Source organism: Pseudohalioglobus lutimaris (assembly GCF_002866825.1).
GTDB classification, from domain to species: Bacteria; Pseudomonadota; Gammaproteobacteria; order Pseudomonadales; family Halieaceae; genus Halioglobus; species Halioglobus lutimaris.
Genome location: NZ_PKUS01000010.1, coordinates 188,915 through 206,731 on the forward strand (window position 1 = coordinate 188,915; position 17,817 = coordinate 206,731).

The 17,817-nt window shown below is 58.0% G+C and carries 17 protein-coding genes; 15 read left to right on the plus strand and 2 right to left on the minus strand.

What is annotated here, in order from left to right; all coding sequences use genetic code 11:
* Positions 1-30 precede the first annotated feature (30 nt).
* The gene (locus C0039_RS10340; protein WP_101518007.1) at positions 31-507 is read left to right on the plus strand and encodes a MaoC family dehydratase; all 477 of its coding nucleotides are present in this window, start codon (positions 31-33) and stop codon (positions 505-507) included.
* Here C0039_RS10340 and C0039_RS10345 read toward each other — a convergent pair.
* On the minus strand, positions 500-1,018 hold the full coding sequence (locus C0039_RS10345) for a hypothetical protein (RefSeq protein ID WP_076001187.1): 519 nt from the start codon (positions 1,016-1,018) through the stop codon (positions 500-502). The two genes, C0039_RS10340 and C0039_RS10345, sit on opposite strands and share 8 nt — an antisense overlap.
* A 198-nt stretch (positions 1,019-1,216) precedes the next feature.
* On the opposite strand from C0039_RS10345, the gene C0039_RS10350 reads away from it, so the two are divergent.
* Genes C0039_RS10350 through C0039_RS10365 form a run of 4 tightly spaced genes read left to right on the plus strand, consistent with a single transcriptional unit; the run spans position 1,217 to position 7,709 of the window.
* Entirely contained in the window at positions 1,217-1,942 is a 726-nt protein-coding gene (locus tag C0039_RS10350; RefSeq protein ID WP_133125977.1) for a hypothetical protein, read from the plus strand.
* Positions 1,939-3,951, plus strand: coding sequence for a bifunctional tRNA (5-methylaminomethyl-2-thiouridine)(34)-methyltransferase MnmC2/FAD-dependent 5-carboxymethylaminomethyl-2-thiouridine(34) oxidoreductase MnmC1 (mnmC, locus tag C0039_RS10355; protein ID WP_101518009.1), 2,013 nt, complete (start codon positions 1,939-1,941; stop codon positions 3,949-3,951). The genes C0039_RS10350 and mnmC overlap by 4 nt, the downstream gene beginning before the upstream one ends.
* 1 nt (position 3,952) lies before the next feature.
* Positions 3,953-4,735, plus strand: coding sequence for a glutaminyl-peptide cyclotransferase (locus tag C0039_RS10360; RefSeq protein WP_101518010.1), 783 nt, complete (start codon positions 3,953-3,955; stop codon positions 4,733-4,735).
* Positions 4,736-4,769: 34 nt separating this feature from the next.
* Positions 4,770-7,709, plus strand: coding sequence for an insulinase family protein (locus tag C0039_RS10365; protein ID WP_076001183.1), 2,940 nt, complete (start codon positions 4,770-4,772; stop codon positions 7,707-7,709).
* A gap of 9 nt (positions 7,710-7,718) precedes the next feature.
* On the opposite strand, the gene C0039_RS10370 is transcribed toward C0039_RS10365, so the two are convergent.
* On the minus strand, positions 7,719-8,168 hold the full coding sequence (locus C0039_RS10370; protein ID WP_101518011.1) for a Spy/CpxP family protein refolding chaperone: 450 nt from the start codon (positions 8,166-8,168) through the stop codon (positions 7,719-7,721).
* Positions 8,169-8,321: 153 nt separating this feature from the next.
* Here C0039_RS10370 and C0039_RS10375 point away from each other — a divergent pair, with 153 nt between their 5' ends.
* From C0039_RS10375 to C0039_RS10420, 10 genes are all read left to right on the plus strand, one after another.
* On the plus strand, positions 8,322-9,014 hold the full coding sequence (locus tag C0039_RS10375; RefSeq protein WP_076001181.1) for a response regulator: 693 nt from the start codon (positions 8,322-8,324) through the stop codon (positions 9,012-9,014).
* A gap of 5 nt (positions 9,015-9,019) precedes the next feature.
* Positions 9,020-10,381 (plus strand): HAMP domain-containing histidine kinase, encoded by a 1,362-nt coding sequence (locus C0039_RS10380; RefSeq protein ID WP_076001180.1) that lies wholly within the window; start codon positions 9,020-9,022, stop codon positions 10,379-10,381.
* Positions 10,382-10,429: 48 nt separating this feature from the next.
* On the plus strand, positions 10,430-11,254 hold the full coding sequence (gene tauD, locus C0039_RS10385) for a taurine dioxygenase (RefSeq protein WP_076001179.1): 825 nt from the start codon (positions 10,430-10,432) through the stop codon (positions 11,252-11,254).
* Positions 11,255-11,266: 12 nt separating this feature from the next.
* Positions 11,267-12,295, plus strand: coding sequence for an amidoligase family protein (locus C0039_RS10390; protein ID WP_101518012.1), 1,029 nt, complete (start codon positions 11,267-11,269; stop codon positions 12,293-12,295).
* Positions 12,292-13,068: a gamma-glutamyl-gamma-aminobutyrate hydrolase family protein gene (locus C0039_RS10395; RefSeq protein WP_101518013.1), complete on the plus strand. Its 777-nt coding sequence runs from the start codon at positions 12,292-12,294 to the stop codon at positions 13,066-13,068. The genes C0039_RS10390 and C0039_RS10395 overlap by 4 nt, the downstream gene beginning before the upstream one ends.
* Positions 13,069-13,071: 3 nt before the next feature.
* Positions 13,072-13,503 (plus strand): YqaA family protein, encoded by a 432-nt coding sequence (locus C0039_RS10400; protein ID WP_076001176.1) that lies wholly within the window; start codon positions 13,072-13,074, stop codon positions 13,501-13,503.
* Between the two features lie 254 nt (positions 13,504-13,757).
* The gene (locus C0039_RS10405; protein ID WP_076001175.1) at positions 13,758-14,102 is read left to right on the plus strand and encodes a metalloregulator ArsR/SmtB family transcription factor; all 345 of its coding nucleotides are present in this window, start codon (positions 13,758-13,760) and stop codon (positions 14,100-14,102) included.
* Between the two features lie 132 nt (positions 14,103-14,234).
* On the plus strand, positions 14,235-15,245 hold the full coding sequence (locus C0039_RS10410) for an ArsJ-associated glyceraldehyde-3-phosphate dehydrogenase (RefSeq protein WP_101518014.1): 1,011 nt from the start codon (positions 14,235-14,237) through the stop codon (positions 15,243-15,245).
* Positions 15,246-15,254: 9 nt separating this feature from the next.
* Positions 15,255-16,499 (plus strand): organoarsenical effux MFS transporter ArsJ, encoded by a 1,245-nt coding sequence (gene arsJ, locus C0039_RS10415; protein ID WP_341476650.1) that lies wholly within the window; start codon positions 15,255-15,257, stop codon positions 16,497-16,499.
* Positions 16,489-17,808, plus strand: a complete 1,320-nt coding sequence (locus C0039_RS10420) for a permease (protein WP_207796415.1) — start codon at positions 16,489-16,491, stop codon at positions 17,806-17,808. Before arsJ ends, C0039_RS10420 begins: the two co-directional genes overlap by 11 nt.
* The last annotated feature ends 9 nt before the right edge of the window (positions 17,809-17,817 follow it).

A 17,817-nucleotide genomic window follows, 5' to 3' on the forward strand; every position in this document is an offset into this window, starting at 1 on the left:
TTCTACAGCCAGAGACAGGAGACACGGCGCATGTCGCAACTGACCAACTTCACCTACGAGGAAATCACCGTAGGACAGACAGCCAGTTATTCAAAGACTGTACAGGACCTGGACATACAGCTGTTCGCTGCAGCGTCCGGAGACATTAACCCGGTGCACCTGGATGATGACTTCGCCGCGCAGACACGCTTTGGCCAGCGCATTGCCCATGGCATGCTGACGGCCTCATTTGTCTCTGCCGCACTGGCGATGAAACTCCCCGGGCCTGGCTGCATTTTCCTGGAACAGTCCGTAAAGTTTCGCCTGCCGGTATGCATTGGCGATACCGTGCGTGTTGACCTGGAAGTCACGGATAAAAAGGACCGTCGGCAGACCGTCACCCTGGACTGCAAGGCATACAACCAGAATGACAAACTGGTTCTGACCGGCACGTCGGTGGTCATGGCGCCGCCCCTGAAGCTGGCCCTGTCAATGCCCCCGGCGCCTGCCGTGGGCCTGCTCAGCTGACCGCCGTTGATGCCTCGCCATCGTCGTCCTGCTGCTGCGACAATAGAAACTGCTGGTAATCCAGGTACATGAGGCGCAGTTGCACTGCGGCATCGCGCCCGCCAATATTGGCAGAGAGCACCATCACCGAGGGTACATCGCGCTCTACGGTCACCCCGGTTACGCCGAAAATCATATTCTCGACATTGCCCTCGGCGCTGAATGTGGAGATCTCGCGTTTTTCCTGCACTGCATTAGCCAGATTGCCTAGCAACGTGGTCAAACTGTTACGAAAAGCGCCAAAATTCAATGAACCGCCATACTCACTGTGATCCAGGGATAGATCAAAGCGTACGGTCGATTTGTCCTCCATCTGTACATTGGTGAGCGGGACCATCTTACCCTCGGCCACGTCCCTGAACAGACTCTTGGCCTTGGTGCGTTTCTCCTGCATGAACGCGCGATGCAGCAGGTTAACGGCGATGGTCAGGAACTGCTCCCTGGACATACTCTGGGTCTCAATCCGGGACATGGTCACCTCTAAATCTGAACAATGGGCAAGTCTACTGGGCGCGCGGCCCCCAGGCAATCTCGGCGGCCCACCAGCGGGCAAATTATCTACGCTTATCGTCTGTTTTTATTGGTTTGAGCCCACGCGCTGCTGTTATCATTTGCACCCCATACACTATTGGTACCGAACATGCCCAAGCACTGCCGGGGCAGACAATCTGTGTCCCGCCAATGCCCAAACCGCTCACTGCGCTGGTGCCTGTCACTGGCTGCAGGCATCGTGATATGGCCGGTCCACGGTGAGGAACCGCGCGATATGGAGAGCAAGCCACTGCGTGAAACCGTGCCCGACTACAGCACGGAACTGGAGGACGAACAGGTATCACGACTGCAAAACCTGCTCAGGTCCTATCACCACGAAGAGCGCGTAGCAGCACAGAACCAGCCCACCGCCGAGGAACTGGAACGGCGACAGAAAGCCAGCGACGACGCTGCCCACATGTCCACCATCCCCTTCAACGCGGGTAAGGTTCGGCTTTCCGGAGCCGAGGGCAGCCTGGCGCTGGCCGAGATCACGCGCCGCCTGTCAGACCCGAATATTCCCGAAAGCCGCAGGGACTACCGCCCGGTCTGTTCGCTGCGTACCTACCTGTTGGGTAGCCTGATTGCCGGGGAGAGCCGCAGCCTGCAGCCCGTTGGCAAGCACCACTACCTGCTCAAGCAGAACCTGCAACCGGGTAATACCACCATTAACATTGCCGGGCACAGCTGGAACGTCAACATACCGGAAGACAGCCACAGCCAGGCGTACCTGATCACACTTTACAAGCCGCCGGGCAGTGCCCCCCAACTGCACGTTTTTCCTGTCGCGGAACTGCTGGCTGCCGATAATGCCCATATCCCCGCGTGGCTGCCTGAAGAACTGCAACTCAATCGCCCGGGATGAGGCGCGACAATACCGCCTGGGGCGCCACTCCGGCCCCATCGCTGGCGTGGAGCGATAGCGGGGACCCATTCTCGGCACAATTCGAAGACGTCTATTACTCGCGAGAAAACGGGCTGGCGGAGAGCCGTCACGTATTCCTGTGCGGCAACCAGCTGCCTGCGCGCTGGCAGGAACAACAGCGCGACTGTTTCTGCGTTGCAGAAACCGGTTTCGGCACTGGCCTGAATTTCCTGCTGACCTGGCAGGCCTGGCGTGCACATGCGGGCCGGTCAGGCCGCCTGCATTTCATCTCTATCGAAAAGTACCCGCTGGACCGACATCAACTGGCCACGGCGCTGGGGGCCTGGCCCGAACTGGGGGAGCTGGCCGCGGAACTGCTGGCCGCGTGGCCGGGGCGGCTTCCGGGACAACACCGCCTGATTTTTGATTCGGGGAAGGTGATTCTGGACCTGTGGTGGGAGGATGTCTCGGTGGCGCTACCCGACCTGGCGGCCCATGGACAGTGCGTTGACGCCTGGTACCTGGACGGTTTCGCACCCGCTCGAAACCCGTCGATGTGGTTGGCGGATACCTTTGCCTGCATGGCGTCCCTGTCGCGACAGGGTGCTACTGTTGCCACGTTTACTGCCGCCGGCGCGGTGCGCCGCGGGCTGGAGGCGGCAGGGTTCAACATGCAAAAGGTTCCGGGCTATGGCCGCAAACGCGAGTCACTCACCGGCGCTATCGCTGTCCCACGGCAACCACAGACAACGCCGGAGACGCCCTGGGACCTTGACGCCACGCCCAGAGGCGGCAAGCCTGCGTCGGCGCTGATCATCGGCGCTGGTTTAGCAGGTGCCAGTCTCGCCCGGGCCCTGGCAGAACGTGATATTGAAGTCACCGTGCTGGAGCGCGGCACCATTGCCGGCGAGGCCTCGGGTAACGAGCAGGGTGTGCTCTATACGCGCCTCTCCAGGCGTCATTCCGCGCTCACCGACTTTGCACTGCAGAGTTTTCGTTATTCTGCCAGCTTCTATCGACAGCTATTCGCCGCAGGCCAGCTCACGCCGGGCCCCGATGGCCAGCTCTGCGGCAGCTTTCACCAGCACAGTGATGAACAGGAACTGGCGCTCATGGGCGAACGGCTGCGGGATCTGCCTGAGCTCGCGCAAGTACTGCAGGCTGAGAAAGCCGCCGCAAAACTGGGCGTGCACCCTGCACGCCCAGGCTACTGGTATCCGGACTCCGGTTGGCTGAACCCGCCCGCGGTCTGTAGAACACTGCTGGATACCCCCGGCGTAAAGGTGATCGAGCATTGCGGGGAGCTAAGCCTGCACAGCAACACGGAAGGATGGCAGGCGCATGACATGCGAGGCCAATGCGTTGTCTCAGCGGACGTTGCCATAGTCTGTGCAGGTAGCCACAGTGCTGCCCTGGCCGGCCTGGAGTGGCTGCCCCTGCAGCGTATACGCGGCCAAACCACACTGCTTCCCGAGAGCTCAGCGACCGTCGGGCTACGTGCCGCGTTCTGCCATCAGGGCTACATCTCTCCGGCAAGCAGGGGGTGTCACTGTATAGGTGCCAGCTTCAAGCTTCAGGACTCTGAAAATGCGTTGCGCGCGGAAGAACACAAGGAAAATATCGACAAACTACTCGCAGCCCTGCCGCAGTGGCATGACACCCTCTCAGGGCTGGAAACAAGTTCCCTGGAGGGGCGGGTAGGATTTCGTTGCGCCAGCCCCGATTACCTGCCTATTGCAGGCGCCGTTCCGCAGCGCACTCATTTCTTGCAAACTTATGCTCCTCTGCGCAAAAATGCCCGCCAGTTCATCGCCAGCCGAGGAAATTACGTGCCAGGACTCTATGTCAATACTGCTCATGGATCGCGGGGTCTCACCTCAGCGCCCCTGTGCGCCCAGGTGATCGCTGCCCGGATTTGCGGCGAGGCACCGCCGCTGTCCAGGGAATTGCTGCGCGCACTCTCTCCGGCAAGGTTCCTGGTTCGCGACCTGTCACGCAACCGGATCTGACATGCCGCGTTATATTGTCCTCATTTTATTGATATTACTGGCGCTGCCCGCAGCGGCCGTAGAGCAATACAGTTACCGCGTGCTGGAGAGCAGACCCCAGGACAGGAATAACTTCGTGCAGGGCCTGGAAATCCGCGCTGGCAAACTCTACGTCAGCTCTGGAAACTACGGGCAGTCACGGTTGATGCGCTATGACTTCGCCACTGGCGAGGTGGAAAAAAGCCAAAACCTCAATCCCCGCCTGTTCGCCGAAGGGCTGACGCTGTTTGGCGAGCACATCTACCAGCTGACCTGGCGGGAACGCATGATGCTGGTCTTCGACCGCGACAGCATGCAACCCATCGAGTGGTTTCCGCTGTCTGGCGAGGGCTGGGGCCTGACCAACGACGGCAAGCAACTGATCTACAGCGATGGCAGTGAACGTATCCACTTTATGGACGCCAAAGCGCGCACGGTCACCCGCTCGATTACCGTCACTGAGAACGGTCGACCGGTACGCAAACTCAATGAACTGGAGTGGATCGATGGCAAGCTCTGGGCCAATATCTGGCAACAGGACCGCATCGTCATCATCGACCCGGACAGTGGTGAAGTGTCTGCCAACATTGACCTGCGCGACCTGTTACCGACCAGTGAACGTCGCGCCGGGACTGATGTACTCAACGGCATTGCCCTTGACCCGGCGGATGGCAGCATCTGGGTGACTGGCAAGCGCTGGCCCTGGCTGTATCGCATAGAACTCATCCGCAAGGACGGCCAAACATCCGGCGTCCATTCACGCTAGAATAGCGCCCTTTCATTTCCCGACGAGACTGTTAATGACCATGCCACTACCCGAGGCACACAGCGCCTTTGAACCTGTTCGCCAGCAACGCGTGGAATCCCTGAACCTGGAGGTACAGGAATTCCGCCACCGCGAGACCGGCGCCATGCACTACCACCTGGCCGCCGATAATCGTGAGAACGTGTTCCTGGTTGCGCTGCGCACGGTCCCTGAAGACTCCACCGGCGTGGCCCACATACTCGAGCACACGGCGCTCTGCGGCAGCGAACGCTACCCTGTAAGAGATCCGTTTTTCATGATGCTGCGGCGTTCACTCAACACCTTTATGAACGCCTTTACCAGTTCCGACTGGACGGCCTACCCCTTTGCCAGCCAGAACCGCAAGGACTTCAACAATCTGCTGGAGGTTTACCTGGACGCGGTATTTTTCTCCAGGCTGGATCCCCTGGACTTCGCTCAGGAAGGGCACCGGGTTGAGTTCGCGGAGGCAAACAACCCACAGAGCGAACTGCAGTTCAAGGGCGTGGTATTCAACGAGATGAAGGGCGCCATGAGCTCGGTCCCCAGCGTTCTCTGGGGCAAACTCTGTGAGCACCTCTTCCCCACCACAACCTATCATTTCAACAGTGGCGGTGAACCGGAGAACATACCGGACCTGACTTACGAGCAGCTTGTGGCCTTCTACCGCAGCCACTACCACCCCAGCAATGCTATTTTCATGACCTACGGCGATATCACCGCCGCGGAGCACCAGCAGACATTCGAAGAGCGGGCCTTGCACCGTTTTCAGCGCCAGGACCTGCGCATTCAGGTTCCACCCGAGCAACACCTGCCGGCTCCTATCCGGGCCAGCGATCACTATGCCTACGACGAGAGCGACGATACCGCGAACAAAACCCACCTGGTTATTGGCTGGATGCTGGGTGAAAGCAGCGACCTGGAGCAGATGCTGGAAGCCCAGTTGCTCTCCAGTGTGCTCCTGGAAAACAGCGGCTCCCCCCTGCAGCATGCACTGGAGACCACCGACCTTGGGCAGTCGCCCTCCCCGCTTTGCGGGCTGGAAGACTCCATGCGCGAGATGGTATTCGTCTGCGGCATTGAAGGCAGTGAAGCGGAACACGCCGACGCACTGGAGGAAATGGTGCTGTCAGTGCTCAATGATGTCGCCGAAAACGGCATCGGTGAGGACAGGCTGCAGGCGGTACTCCACCAGTTGGAGTTACACCAGCGTGAAGTCAGTGGTGACGGCTACCCCTACGGCCTGCAGCTGATTCTGCAGGCCCTGGGTTGCGCTACCCACTACAGCGATCCTATCGCTGTACTCAACCTGGACCCGGTCATAGAAACGCTGCGCGAGCGTATCGAAGATCCCGACTACATCAAACGGCTGGCACGTAAGTTATTGCTGGAGAATCCCCACCGGGTGACCCTGGTGATGGAGCCGGACAGTGACCTGTCCGCAAGACGCCTGCAACAGGAGGCGAAGCGTCTTGAAGCGATCAAAGCCGCAATGGATGCGGATCAGAAGGCCGCAACGGTTGCACTGGCTGCAGATCTTGTGGCGCGCCAACAGCAGGTCGACGACGAGAGCATTCTGCCCAAGGTGGAGTTAAGCGACGTACCAGCGAGCATGCCGGAACTGGAGTTTGCTGAGCACGGTGACGGCCCATTACCCCTGACTACCTATGGGCAGGGAACTAACGGGCTGGTTTACCAGCAGTTGGTTACGCCCCTTCCCCGACTCAGCGAAGAGCAACAAGCCATACTTCCGTTGTACACCAGCTTCCTCACCGAACTGGGCCTGGGTGCTGAGAGCTATCGCGAAGCGCAGCACAGACAGTCAGCAGAGGTGGGCTCCATTCACGCGTTTACTTCCCTGCGTGGCAAGGTCGATGATGCCCAATCGGTTCAAGGCAAATTTATACTGTCCTCGAAAGCACTGCTGCGCAACACGATGCAGCAGGCGCAATTGATGGCAGACACGCTGCATACAGTGCGCTTCGACGAAACCGAACGCATTCGTGAGCTGGTGAGTCAGCAGCGAGCCCGCCGTGACCAGTCGGTAACCGGGAACGGTCACGGACTGGCCATGGCAGCGGCCTGCGCCGGCATGAGCCCTTTAGCCCGGCTCAACCACCAGCTCAGCGGCCTGGCCGGCATACGTCAGCTGCGCCAACTGGATGATTCGCTGGCAGACAGCGCTGAAGCGAGCCGGTTTGCTGCAACGCTGGCTGAAGTTCACCAACAGGTGAGTGCAATGCCAGGGCAATTGCTGGCAGTGGCTGAGCCCGAGGCGATGACGCAAGTAAAAGACGCCGCAGCGAAGGCATGGGCGGCGCGGGCCGCGGCTGATGCCTCAGTATTCCAGCTGGACGCTGTGAAAGAATCAAGGGCGGAGTTCTGGGTGGCCAATACGCAGGTCAACTTCTGCGCCAGGGCCTACCCTACCGTACCAGTGGAACACCCTGATGCCGCGGCACTGACAGTGCTTGGCGGCTTTTTGCGCAATGGCTATCTGCACCGTGCCATCCGTGAGCAAGGCGGTGCCTATGGCGGGGGGGCCTCGCAGGACTCGAGTATAGGCGCGTTTCGCTTCTACTCCTACCGCGACCCACGGCTGGAAGACACGCTCGCCGACTTTGATGCCTCTATCAGCTGGCTGCTGGAGGAACGCCACGAGGCGCGTGCCCTGGAAGAGAGCATACTCGGCGTCATCGGCAGTCTGGACAAGCCGGGCTCACCGGCAGGTGAGGCCAAACAGCATTTTCACAATCGCTTGTTTGGTCGCACCCACGCCCAACGCGAAGCGTTCCGCCAGCAGGTGCTGGCGGTCAGCCTGGAAGACTTGCGCCGGGTGGGCCAGACCTACCTGCAAGCGGAACGTGCGAGCACTGCCGTGGTCAGCAACGCCGCGCAGCTTGAGGCTAACGCGGCACTGTGCGAGCGGCTGATGCTGAAAGTGGAAAAACTCTGATCACAGGACTCAGTCGCGACCCGGGCGTCGCTTCTGCATACGCTTTTCGCGTACCGCCTGTAGCTCGTCCATTTCTTCACGCTGCTCTGCGGTGAGTAACTGGTAGACATCGGCCTGGGTGCTGGCCAGGCTGTAGGCCATGCGACTGGTAATCTCGCCGAGTTCGTCAGTCAATCGTGTAACCTGGCCAGCATCGAAGTCGGCGCGCATGGCTTTGAGACTGTCACGAATTTCATCCATACGCTGGCGATCCGCCTGCATTGCGCTACGGTTCTCAGCCAGCAGGGCCTCGATCTGTGTTTGCTGCGTTTCGGTCAGCTCCAGTTTTTCAGTCATGTGCGCCAGCATGCGCTCAGGATTGTGACCGGGGTGATGCCCCATGGCCACGGCACCGGCTGATAACAGCAGCACGCCAGAAAGTGCGGCCCCGGTCATCGCAGCTTTGATTAATGTCTTCATAGTTTGCTCTCCTGATTGATGTTAAAAAGCGTCGGCAATTACCGGCGCCATGGGAAGTACACTACGCAAAACCCCTGTTAAGCTCCGCAGTATCCGGGTAAAGAATTGTTAACCTACGGTGACAAACGTTAAGCGCTTGTCCACACTGGCAACATGAAAAATAGTGTATTAATCATTGATGACGACAAAGAGCTCTGCGAGCTGTTGACGCAGTACCTGCAACTGCAGGGTTTCAGTGTTGAAAGCACCCATGACGGTGCGCAGGCGCTCAGGCAGCTACAGCGAAAACAGTACGACGTGCTGGTGTTGGATATTATGTTGCCAGGCATGCACGGGCTGGATGTGCTGCGCGAATTGCGCGAGTCCAACAACACCCCCGTATTGATGCTCACGGCCCGCGGCGAGGACACTGACCGCATCGTTGGCCTGGAATTGGGTGCCGATGACTACCTGCCAAAACCCTGTAATCCAAGAGAACTGGCGGCACGATTGCGGGCAATCCTGAGGCGCGCTAACAACGCTGCTGGCCAGGGCAGCAAACCGACCGAAGTTACTGCGGGTGACACCACTCTCAACAGCGGTTCACGCACGGCAGTTTACCGGGATCGGGCTCTCTCCCTGACCAGCGCTGAATTCAATCTGTTAAAGCTGTTGGTGGAACGCGCAGGCCAGGTGGTCGATAAGGAGACGCTCAGTCAGGAGGCGCTGGGTCGGCCATTAACAGCCTATGATCGCAGTATTGATGTCCACGTCAGTAAAATTCGACGTAAACTGTCCGCCGCCGGCGCCGGGGAGTTAATTCTCAATGTTCGCGGACTCGGCTATCAGTTCGCCCTGGACGAGTAACCAGCATGCGCGGGTCTTTGTTCATCAAGATTTTTCTTGGCTTCTGGTTGGTTACCGTCGCGGTCCTGGGAAGCTGGTTATTGGCCAGTCAATACTTCGAGTCACTGCATTTTACCGGTGTTGATCACAGGCCCGCCGAAGGCCCGCCACAACGCCGGGTACTGCGCCTGATCTGGGCACTGGAAAACGCTCCTGCCGGTAAACTACCGGGGATTCTCAGCACAGCGCGGCGTGAGCACCGACTCGATATCTGGCTGCTCGATGACACCGGCAGGGATATGTTGCAGCAACCGGTCCCAGACGAGGTCGGGAAAATTGCACAACGTCTCGACAATAGACGCAGGCGAGCCCTGAAATCTGCCCGCGACAAATACTACGTGGCCCACGCCATCATCCGCCCGGGCGAGCCGCGCTGGCGACTGGTGATGGCCTTTCCGCCGCCTCCACACCGGGTATTGGGCGTGTTGGGGGCCAATCCCTGGTTGCGTTTGTTGCTGGCGATTCTGGTCAGCGGCCTGGCCTGCTGGGGTTTATCACGACTGATGACTCACCGCCTACGCGACTTGAGACGCGCTTCCGCACAGCTAGCCGAGGGTGATCTGAGCGCACGTATCCGCGTGCGCGAACGGGGGGGTGACGAAACCGACGCCCTCGCCAGGGACTTTAACGCAATGGCTGATCAACTGGAGGCCCGCATACAGGCACAGCGGCAGCTGCTGCGCGACGTGTCTCACGAACTGCGTTCACCGCTGGCGAGAATGCGGGTCGCGCTGGCACTGGCGATGGAGTCCGCGGCGCAACCAGAAGATCATCTCGCACGCATGGATAAAGAAACGACGCGATTGGAGGAATTAATCAGCCAACTGCTGAGCAGCCAGCAGCAAACACTGGAAATGGATACGCACATTGACCTGGTCGCACTTTTACGGACGCTGTGCGCCGATGCCAGCTTCGAGGGCAGAAAAGAAAGCAAAGAGGTTACGCTGCATACCTCGCTGAGCCAGGCTGTGGTTGCCAGCAGTGGCGACCTTTTGCTGAAGAGCTTTGAAAACATTATCCGCAACGCCCTGCATCACAGCCCGCCCGGCGCAACAGTGCGAGTTGAGCTAAGCCGCGAACCCGGGTGCTACCGCGTTAATATCGAAGACCAGGGCCCCGGTGTCGCAGAGGAAGACCTGAAGCGCATCTTTGAGGAGTTCTACCGCGTGGACAGCGCGCGTACGCGCGAGGCCGGCGGTTATGGCCTGGGGCTGGCCATCGCCTGGCAGGCCATCAACCGTCACGGTGGAACCCTCAGCGCGAGTAATACAGAAACAGGACTGCGGATCACTGCAGACCTGCCCACAGGTCCACAAACCGGTGCCTGATGCCCCGGCCGATGCTAAACTTGTCCGCTGACAAGGAGTGACTAAACCATGCTAGATATCAGACCCGTGGCCGGCGCGCTGGGTGCAGAAATTCACGGGATGAACCTGTCCAGTGAAATCGGCCAGCAGGACTTTCTGCGCATCCGTAAACTGCTGAACGAGTACCAGGTTATTTTTTTCCGAGAGCAACAGATCAGCCCGGAAAACATGAAAGCACTGGCGCTGTCCTTCGGTCCGGTGCAGACCCATCCGGCCTACGAGACAGTGATCGGCTTCCCTGAGATCACCATCCTTGAGAGCACCGCGGAAAAGCCCACGCGTATAGAGGCCTGGCACACAGACATGACGTTTCGCCAGCACCCGCCCATGGCGACCATGCTCAAGTCCGATATCGTTCCGCCAAAGGGTGGCGATACCTTGTGGTCAAGCATGACCGCGGCCTATGATGCCCTTTCCTTCCACATGCAGAAGTTCCTGGAAGAACTCAGCGCCATTCATGATTTTTCCTGGGGATTCAAGGAAAGCCTGGCCGAGCCGGGCGGCGCTGAGCGCCTGGCCGATGCGGTGGCTGCAAACCCACCGGTAAGGCACCCGGTAATTCGCACGCATCCTGAGACCGGCAAGAAAGGCATTTTCGTCAACAGCCTGTTTACCACGCACATCGAGGGTCTACGCCGAGCAGAGAGCGATGCACTGCTGGCGTTTCTGTTTGAGCATGTGACCACCGACGAGTTCACCTGTCGTTTTCAGTGGCAGCCCAACAGCCTGGCTATCTGGGATAACCGCTGCACCCAGCACAAGCCTATAAATGACTACTTTCCAGCTCACCGCCGGATGGAGCGAATCACCATCGACGGCGATAAGCCCTACTGAGACCTGCAATTTATGCCAGCAAACTATCTTCTACCGCCACGGCTCATTGACCAAACGGGGCAGACGCGCCGTGCCGGCTTCGAATTCGAATTTGGCAATTTGCCGATTGGCGAGGCCGCCAGGGCACTGCACAGCTCCATGGGGGGTGAACTGGAAAACATTTCTCCCTTCGAAGCCCTGCTGCACGATTCCAAGGTGGGCAAATTGAGGGTAGAGCGCGACGCCAACCTGCTCAAGTCAACGCGATACCGTAAATGGCTGGAAACACTGGGCGTGGAGTTTACCCCCGGCACCCTCGCCCATGAGATCGAGACCAACATCGACAGCGCCAGCCGTGTTTTGATCCCCTGCGAGGTGGTAACCCAACCAATCCCCTTAGCGGAGCTCAACGACCTGGACACGCTGGTGCAGGCACTGAACGAGCTCGGCGCAGAGGGCACGCAGGATTCTGTGATCTACGCTTTCGGGCTGCATATCAACGCGTCGCTTCCGTCAACAGAGAGTGTCAATATTCTGCGTCACCTGCAATCCTTCCTGCTATTACACGCCTGGCTGGTGGAAACAGCAGGCACAGACCTTACACGCCGCTACCTGACGCCCTATATCGACCCGTTTCCCCAGGATTATATGGAAAAGGTTCTGGATGTGGCTTATCGCCCTGCTATCGATCAACTGATCGATGACTACCTCGAGTTCAACCCCACCCGCAATCGCGCCCTGGACATGTTGCCGATATTCTGCGAACTGGACCGGGACAGGGTCATGGCCGGACTGCCGGCCGAAGAGCGCAAGCTGGTTAACGCCCGCCCCGCCTTTCATTATCGACTGCCCGACTGCAAGGTAAACGTTCCGGGTTGGTCAGTCGCCAGCGCATGGAATCACTGGGTCTTCATCGAAAAACTGGCGGACGACGACAGGCTGATGAATCGTTTGATCGACGCCTGGCAAACGCATTATGCCGACTTCAAACTTGTCCAGAACACACGGTGGGTGATGCAACTCACCACGCTCATCGCCGAACAATACTTCACGGATAAATGAGTTTCGCGAACAGGCCTGTTATCGGCGTCACCGGGCCGGACCAGGGTGGCCTGAGCGCCTGGTTGATGACCGCGCTGGCCATTCGCCGCGCGGGCGGGCGACCAGTGCGCCTTACGCCCTCTCGCAGCTATGACGAGAATCGCCTCGATGGCATTGTTATTGGTGGCGGCACCGATGTAGACCCTTTCCATTACGGGGAAGAGCCCCTGCCCCCGCCTCAGACAGCTGAACACTTCAGCCTGACCGACTGGACGGTGGGACTGTTACTCTCAGCGCTGCGTTTTCTGCTGGCCCGACACAACCGCGGAGGGGAGATGTTTGACAGGCAGAGAGATGAGCTTGAGCAACACCTGGTTCGTCATGCGCTGTACACCGACAAGCCACTGCTGGGAATCTGTCGAGGCGCCCAGTTAATCAACGTCACTCTGGGCGGGTCTCTCCACCAGAGCATCGATGATTTCTACCAGGAGGGCACGGCCAACCCGCGTAGCATTCTCCCCAGGAAAACGGTCACGCTCGCTGAGGGGAGCTGCCTGTACGAACTGCTGGGCGGTGCAGAGGCACGAGTCAACGCCTTGCATGAACAGTCCATTCGCGATCTCGGTGATGGCCTCCTGGTGAGCGCCAGGGAAAGAAACGGGGTGATACAAGGCATTGAACGCGAGGGTCCGGGCTTTGTTCTGGGCGTACAGTGGCACCCTGAGTACCTGCCTCAATACCCGAGCCAACAACGCTTGTTTGGCGCCCTGGTTACCGCGGCCCGGGACCGCTAGGCCGTGGAAGCCTACCTGGGCCTGTTTTTCAGCGCCTTTCTGGCGGCCACGCTGGTTCCCGCCTACTCTGAGATCCTGTTCGCCGCAATGCTTAATGCCGGCTACGACCCGCTGTTGCTGCTGGTCTGGGCGTCAGCCGGCAATACGCTGGGGTCAGCCCTTAACTGGCTATTGGGTCGTTATCTCCTGCACTTCCAGGACAGAAAGTGGTTTCCGTTCAAGACAGACAACCTGGGCGCGGCGCAGCGTTGGTTCAACAAATGGGGCGTCTGGTCATTACTACTGGCCTGGATGCCGATAGGGGGCGATGCGCTCACCTTCATCGCCGGGATGATGCGAGTGCGCTTTTGGCTATTTTTCCTGCTAACCGGTATCGGCAAAACCGCTCGCTACGCGATCCTGCTGGGCGCAATGGACCTGATCATGCCGCTGTAGCACGATGTTAGCGCGTTCATGACGGCATAGATCTTTCCGTCATTTTTTTCTTTTTCTGCACTCTTCATATATGTTTTTTCATATATACTGCATTTCATATATGATTGACGGCTTGTGACTGAAGCGCTGCCTGGTGAACGAGGACAGTCCTATTGCCATGCGCAGGGCACTCAGCATGCGCGCAGGCAACAGTTACAGTACAGGGCTCTCTAACTCTTTGTTTTGGTACAAACCTGGTAGGTGTAGGTAATCTTATGAATCCAGTGCAGTTTTATAAATGCTTGTCTGACGAGACGCGGCTACGATGCTTACTGTTGATTCAACAGGAACAGGAGCTATGTGTTTGTGAGTTAACCGCAGCATTAGAAGAGATACAGCCGAAGGTGTCGCGGCATCTAGGACAGTTGCGACAGTGTAAGTTACTGCTGGATCGTCGTCAGGGGCAGTGGATATTCTACCGAATAAACCCGGATCTCCCGGACTGGGCAAAGACGGTACTGAGTGAAACATTAGAGGGCAATGAGTCTTTTCTGAAAGCTAACCTCAAATCCTTACACCGCATGGGCGATCGGCCCGAGCGGGCAAAAGCGTGTTGTTAACAAGTATTTTCCCTGTGGAAGGGTAATCCGGTGGGACCTCTTCAGCGCATTTTAGTGTCTGTCCCCTGTAGCCGCAGTCAATCGCACTCGGCATTGGTTTGCTTGAATCCAGATTAGTATTGGAGCTGTTCAATGGAGATAAAAGTCGGCGTAAACGGTTTCGGTCGAATGGGACGTCTGACGATGCGGGCTGCCTGGGAAATGAAAGGTGTTGAGTTCGTTCAGGTGAACGACCCGGCGGGAGACGCCAGGACCCTCGCACACCTGCTGCAATATGACTCTGTCCATGGCAAATGGGGGCACGCTTGCGAAAGTGAAGGTGATGACCTCGTCATCTCCGGCCAGCGTATAGCCTGTACCGCCAACGAGCGAATTGAAGATACCGACTGGTCCGCATGCGACATCATTATCGAGGCATCAGGCAAGTTCAAGAAAAAAGCGCTACTGAATGAATACCTGAAACAGGGTGTTAAGCGGGTAGTAGTGACGGCCCCGGTCAAGGAGGAAGGTGTCCTCGACACTGTCATGGGAGTAAACCACGACCTTTATCAGCCCTCGGCCCACCCTATCGTCAGTGCAGCATCCTGCACCACAAATTGTCTGGCACCGGTGGTAAAGGTGATTCACGAAAATCTCGGAATTAAGCACGGATCGATGACCACCATCCACGACATCACCAATACACAGACCATTCTGGATGCTCCCCATAAGGACCTCAGACGCGCCAGAGCCTGTGGAATGAGCCTCATACCGACCACCACCGGATCCGCGACGGCAATTACACATATTTTTCCAGAGCTTCGGGGAAAGCTGAACGGTCACGCCATTCGCGTGCCACTGGCCAATGCCTCGCTGACAGATTGCGTGTTTGAGGTGAAGCGGGAGACCTCCGTCGAGGAGGTCAACCAGCTGTTGAAAAGCGCGTCAGAAACAGGGCTTAGAAACATCCTGGGCTACGAGGAAAAACCCCTGGTATCGATAGACTACCGCAGTGATCCACGCTCTTGCGTGGTCGATGCGCTATCGACCATGGTGGTCAATGGTACCCAGGTCAAACTCTATCTCTGGTACGACAATGAATGGGGCTATGCCAATCGCACTGCAGAACTGATGCACATGATCGCTGGCCTGGACCAGCCCTGAGGCATGACCATGTTGGCCTCCCTCTCTGCTGACACCCGACAGTACCTGCTGGTTACTTTCAATTATTGGGCGTTCACCCTGACTGATGGTGCACTGCGCATGTTGGTTGTATTGCACTTTTACCAGCGGGGTTACAGTCCGCTGGAAGTTGCTGTGCTGTTTCTGTTCTACGAAATCTTTGGTGTTATCACTAATCTCCTGGGCGGCTGGCTGGGAGCCCGTGTCGGTTTGAACGCGACGATGAACGCGGGATTACTGTTGCAGGTAGCTGCACTGTCCATGCTGCTGGTGCCCCAGCACATGCTCACAGTGGCCTGGGTGATGGCAGCCCAGGGACTCTCTGGTGTCGCCAAGGACCTGAACAAGATGAGCGCCAAGAGCGCGATTAAAATGCTGGTGCCAGCTCACGCCCAGGGCACACTTTACCAATGGGTCGCGATACTGACGGGGTCAAAAAATGCACTGAAAGGCGTGGGCTTTTTCCTCGGGGGGTTACTGCTCACTGTCTGCGGCTTCAGGGAGGCAATTCTGGTGATGGCCTCTGCCCTCGCTATAGTGTTTATATTCAGCACCCTGAAGCTCGAGAAAAGCCTCGGCAGGTCCTCTCAAAAGCCCAGGTTCAGCCAATTGTTTTCCAAGAGCCGAGCGGTGAACATCCTGTCAGCCGCACGACTGTTTCTGTTTGCCTCTCGCGACGTCTGGTTTGTGGTGGCGCTCCCGGTATACCTGTCTTCCACCCTGGGCTGGGATCACTGGGCGGTCGGCGCTTTCCTGGCAAGCTGGGTCATTGGATACGGCATCGTGCAATCGTTCGCTCCAAGCGTCACCGGAGGACGGAGAGCACGGGTTCCGGACGGGCAAACGGCTTTCAAGTGGGCCCTGGCTCTCGCATTTGCGCCCGCATTGATAGCTATGGCGATAGCAACGGGCATCAGCGCGCAGGTCAGCCTAATGCTGGGGCTGATGGTTTTTGGCATCCTGTTCGCCGTGAACTCGGCACTGCACAGTTACCTTATCGTCAGTTACGCGCAAGACGACGGCGTAGCGCTGGATGTCGGCTTCTACTACATGGCCAATGCCATGGGCCGACTGCTGGGGACGGTGCTGTCAGGCTGGGTATACCAGACCCGGGGCATAGAGAACTGCCTGTGGATTTCGACTGCGTTCATCGCGCTGTCGGCTGTCATTGCACTATTACTGCCTCGGCATTTACCAGCGACCGGCTCACTGGAGAGCGACGACCGTGTACTCTAAACTAATCCACTTGTACAAGAGCAATCCATCCCAGGCGCGACTAATGCTACTGATGGCGATTGCTTTTCTCACTATCTACTTTCTCCCCGCGGGGAATCGGCGTTTTGACAATGCCGTGCTCGAAGCGATTCGGCTGACCCACTGGTATGCCCAGGAACATGTCATTCTCTGTCTGCTCCCGGCATTTATTATTGCCGGTGCCATGGCGGTCTATATCAGTCAGGGATCCGTGTTACGGCACCTCGGGCCACAGGCATCGAAGCCGGTGGCGCTCAGTGTAGCTTCGGTATCGGGCACCTTGCTCGCCGTTTGTTCTTGCACGGTTCTGCCACTTTTTGGCGGTATCTACAAACGTGGGGCAGGACTGGGGGCAGCAATTGCTTTTCTTTATTCCGGGCCGGCCATCAATATCATGGCAATTGTCGTAACCGCCAAGGTTCTGGGCGCTGAAATAGGCATCGCCAGGGGCCTTGGCGCAATTGTCTTCGCCGTCGTGATCGGCGCCATCATGCACCTGATCTACCGCAGGGAAGAGATGGCGAGGACCGATGCGTCTACGCAGGGTTTCGCCGACGACGAAGCGGCCAGGCCCCTGGCAACAGTAGTGGCGTTTTTCAGCCTGATGATCGGAATCCTGGTATTTGCCAACTGGGCTGCTGTAGACAATCAGCTCTGGATGCAGGTCTATGCGTGGAAGTGGCAGATAACGTCCCTACTCGCCCTGCTGCTGGCAGCACTGCTTGTACTCCGGTGGCGCTGGCCAGTCTCCTATCTGCTCGCCCTGGGCAGCCTGGTCCTCGTTACGGCATTGCTGGCACCTGGGACAGCCGAGCTGCCCTTTGCGGTGGGGGCGATTGGTATTCTGTTAATCGCGGCGACCCGGCACCAGGATCAGGAATGGGCAATTCAGACCTGGGATTTCACCAGGCAAATCATACCGCTGTTAGTTATTGGTGTTTTTATTGCCGGCCTGCTTTTGGGACGCCCCGGGCATGAGGGGTTGATACCCTCCGGGTGGGTGAGCGCAGCCGTGGGTGACAATTCGCTAACATCCACCGTGATAGCCTCAGTATTAGGTTCATTTATGTACTTCTCGACACTCACCGAAGTCCCAATAGTTCAGGGCTTGTTGGGGGCTGGCATGGGCAAGGGGCCGGCACTGGCATTGTTGCTGGCAGGGCCGGCACTGTCATTGCCCAATATGCTGGTTATCAGGACGATTCTTGGCACTCAGAAGACCCTGGTCTACTGCGCCCTGGTCATTATTATGGCAACGATCACCGGCTACCTGTATGGAAATTTCTGGTAAACAACCTGG

Excerpts from the sequence above, each read along its gene's own strand:
- C0039_RS10340 (WP_101518007.1), top strand. The coding sequence starts at position 31 with ATGTCGCAACTGACCAACTTCACCTACGAGGAAATCACCGTAGGACAG.
- C0039_RS10345 (WP_076001187.1), bottom strand. The coding sequence starts at position 1,018 with ATGTCCCGGATTGAGACCCAGAGTATGTCCAGGGAGCAGTTCCTGACC.
- mnmC (WP_101518009.1), top strand. The coding sequence starts at position 1,939 with ATGAGGCGCGACAATACCGCCTGGGGCGCCACTCCGGCCCCATCGCTG.
- C0039_RS10360 (WP_101518010.1), top strand. The coding sequence starts at position 3,953 with ATGCCGCGTTATATTGTCCTCATTTTATTGATATTACTGGCGCTGCCC.
- C0039_RS10365 (WP_076001183.1), top strand. The coding sequence starts at position 4,770 with ATGACCATGCCACTACCCGAGGCACACAGCGCCTTTGAACCTGTTCGC.
- C0039_RS10370 (WP_101518011.1), bottom strand. The coding sequence starts at position 8,168 with ATGAAGACATTAATCAAAGCTGCGATGACCGGGGCCGCACTTTCTGGC.
- C0039_RS10375 (WP_076001181.1), top strand. The coding sequence starts at position 8,322 with ATGAAAAATAGTGTATTAATCATTGATGACGACAAAGAGCTCTGCGAG.
- C0039_RS10380 (WP_076001180.1), top strand. The coding sequence starts at position 9,020 with ATGCGCGGGTCTTTGTTCATCAAGATTTTTCTTGGCTTCTGGTTGGTT.
- tauD (WP_076001179.1), top strand. The coding sequence starts at position 10,430 with ATGCTAGATATCAGACCCGTGGCCGGCGCGCTGGGTGCAGAAATTCAC.
- C0039_RS10390 (WP_101518012.1), top strand. The coding sequence starts at position 11,267 with ATGCCAGCAAACTATCTTCTACCGCCACGGCTCATTGACCAAACGGGG.
- C0039_RS10395 (WP_101518013.1), top strand. The coding sequence starts at position 12,292 with ATGAGTTTCGCGAACAGGCCTGTTATCGGCGTCACCGGGCCGGACCAG.
- C0039_RS10405 (WP_076001175.1), top strand. The coding sequence starts at position 13,758 with ATGAATCCAGTGCAGTTTTATAAATGCTTGTCTGACGAGACGCGGCTA.
- C0039_RS10410 (WP_101518014.1), top strand. The coding sequence starts at position 14,235 with ATGGAGATAAAAGTCGGCGTAAACGGTTTCGGTCGAATGGGACGTCTG.
- arsJ (WP_341476650.1), top strand. The coding sequence starts at position 15,255 with ATGTTGGCCTCCCTCTCTGCTGACACCCGACAGTACCTGCTGGTTACT.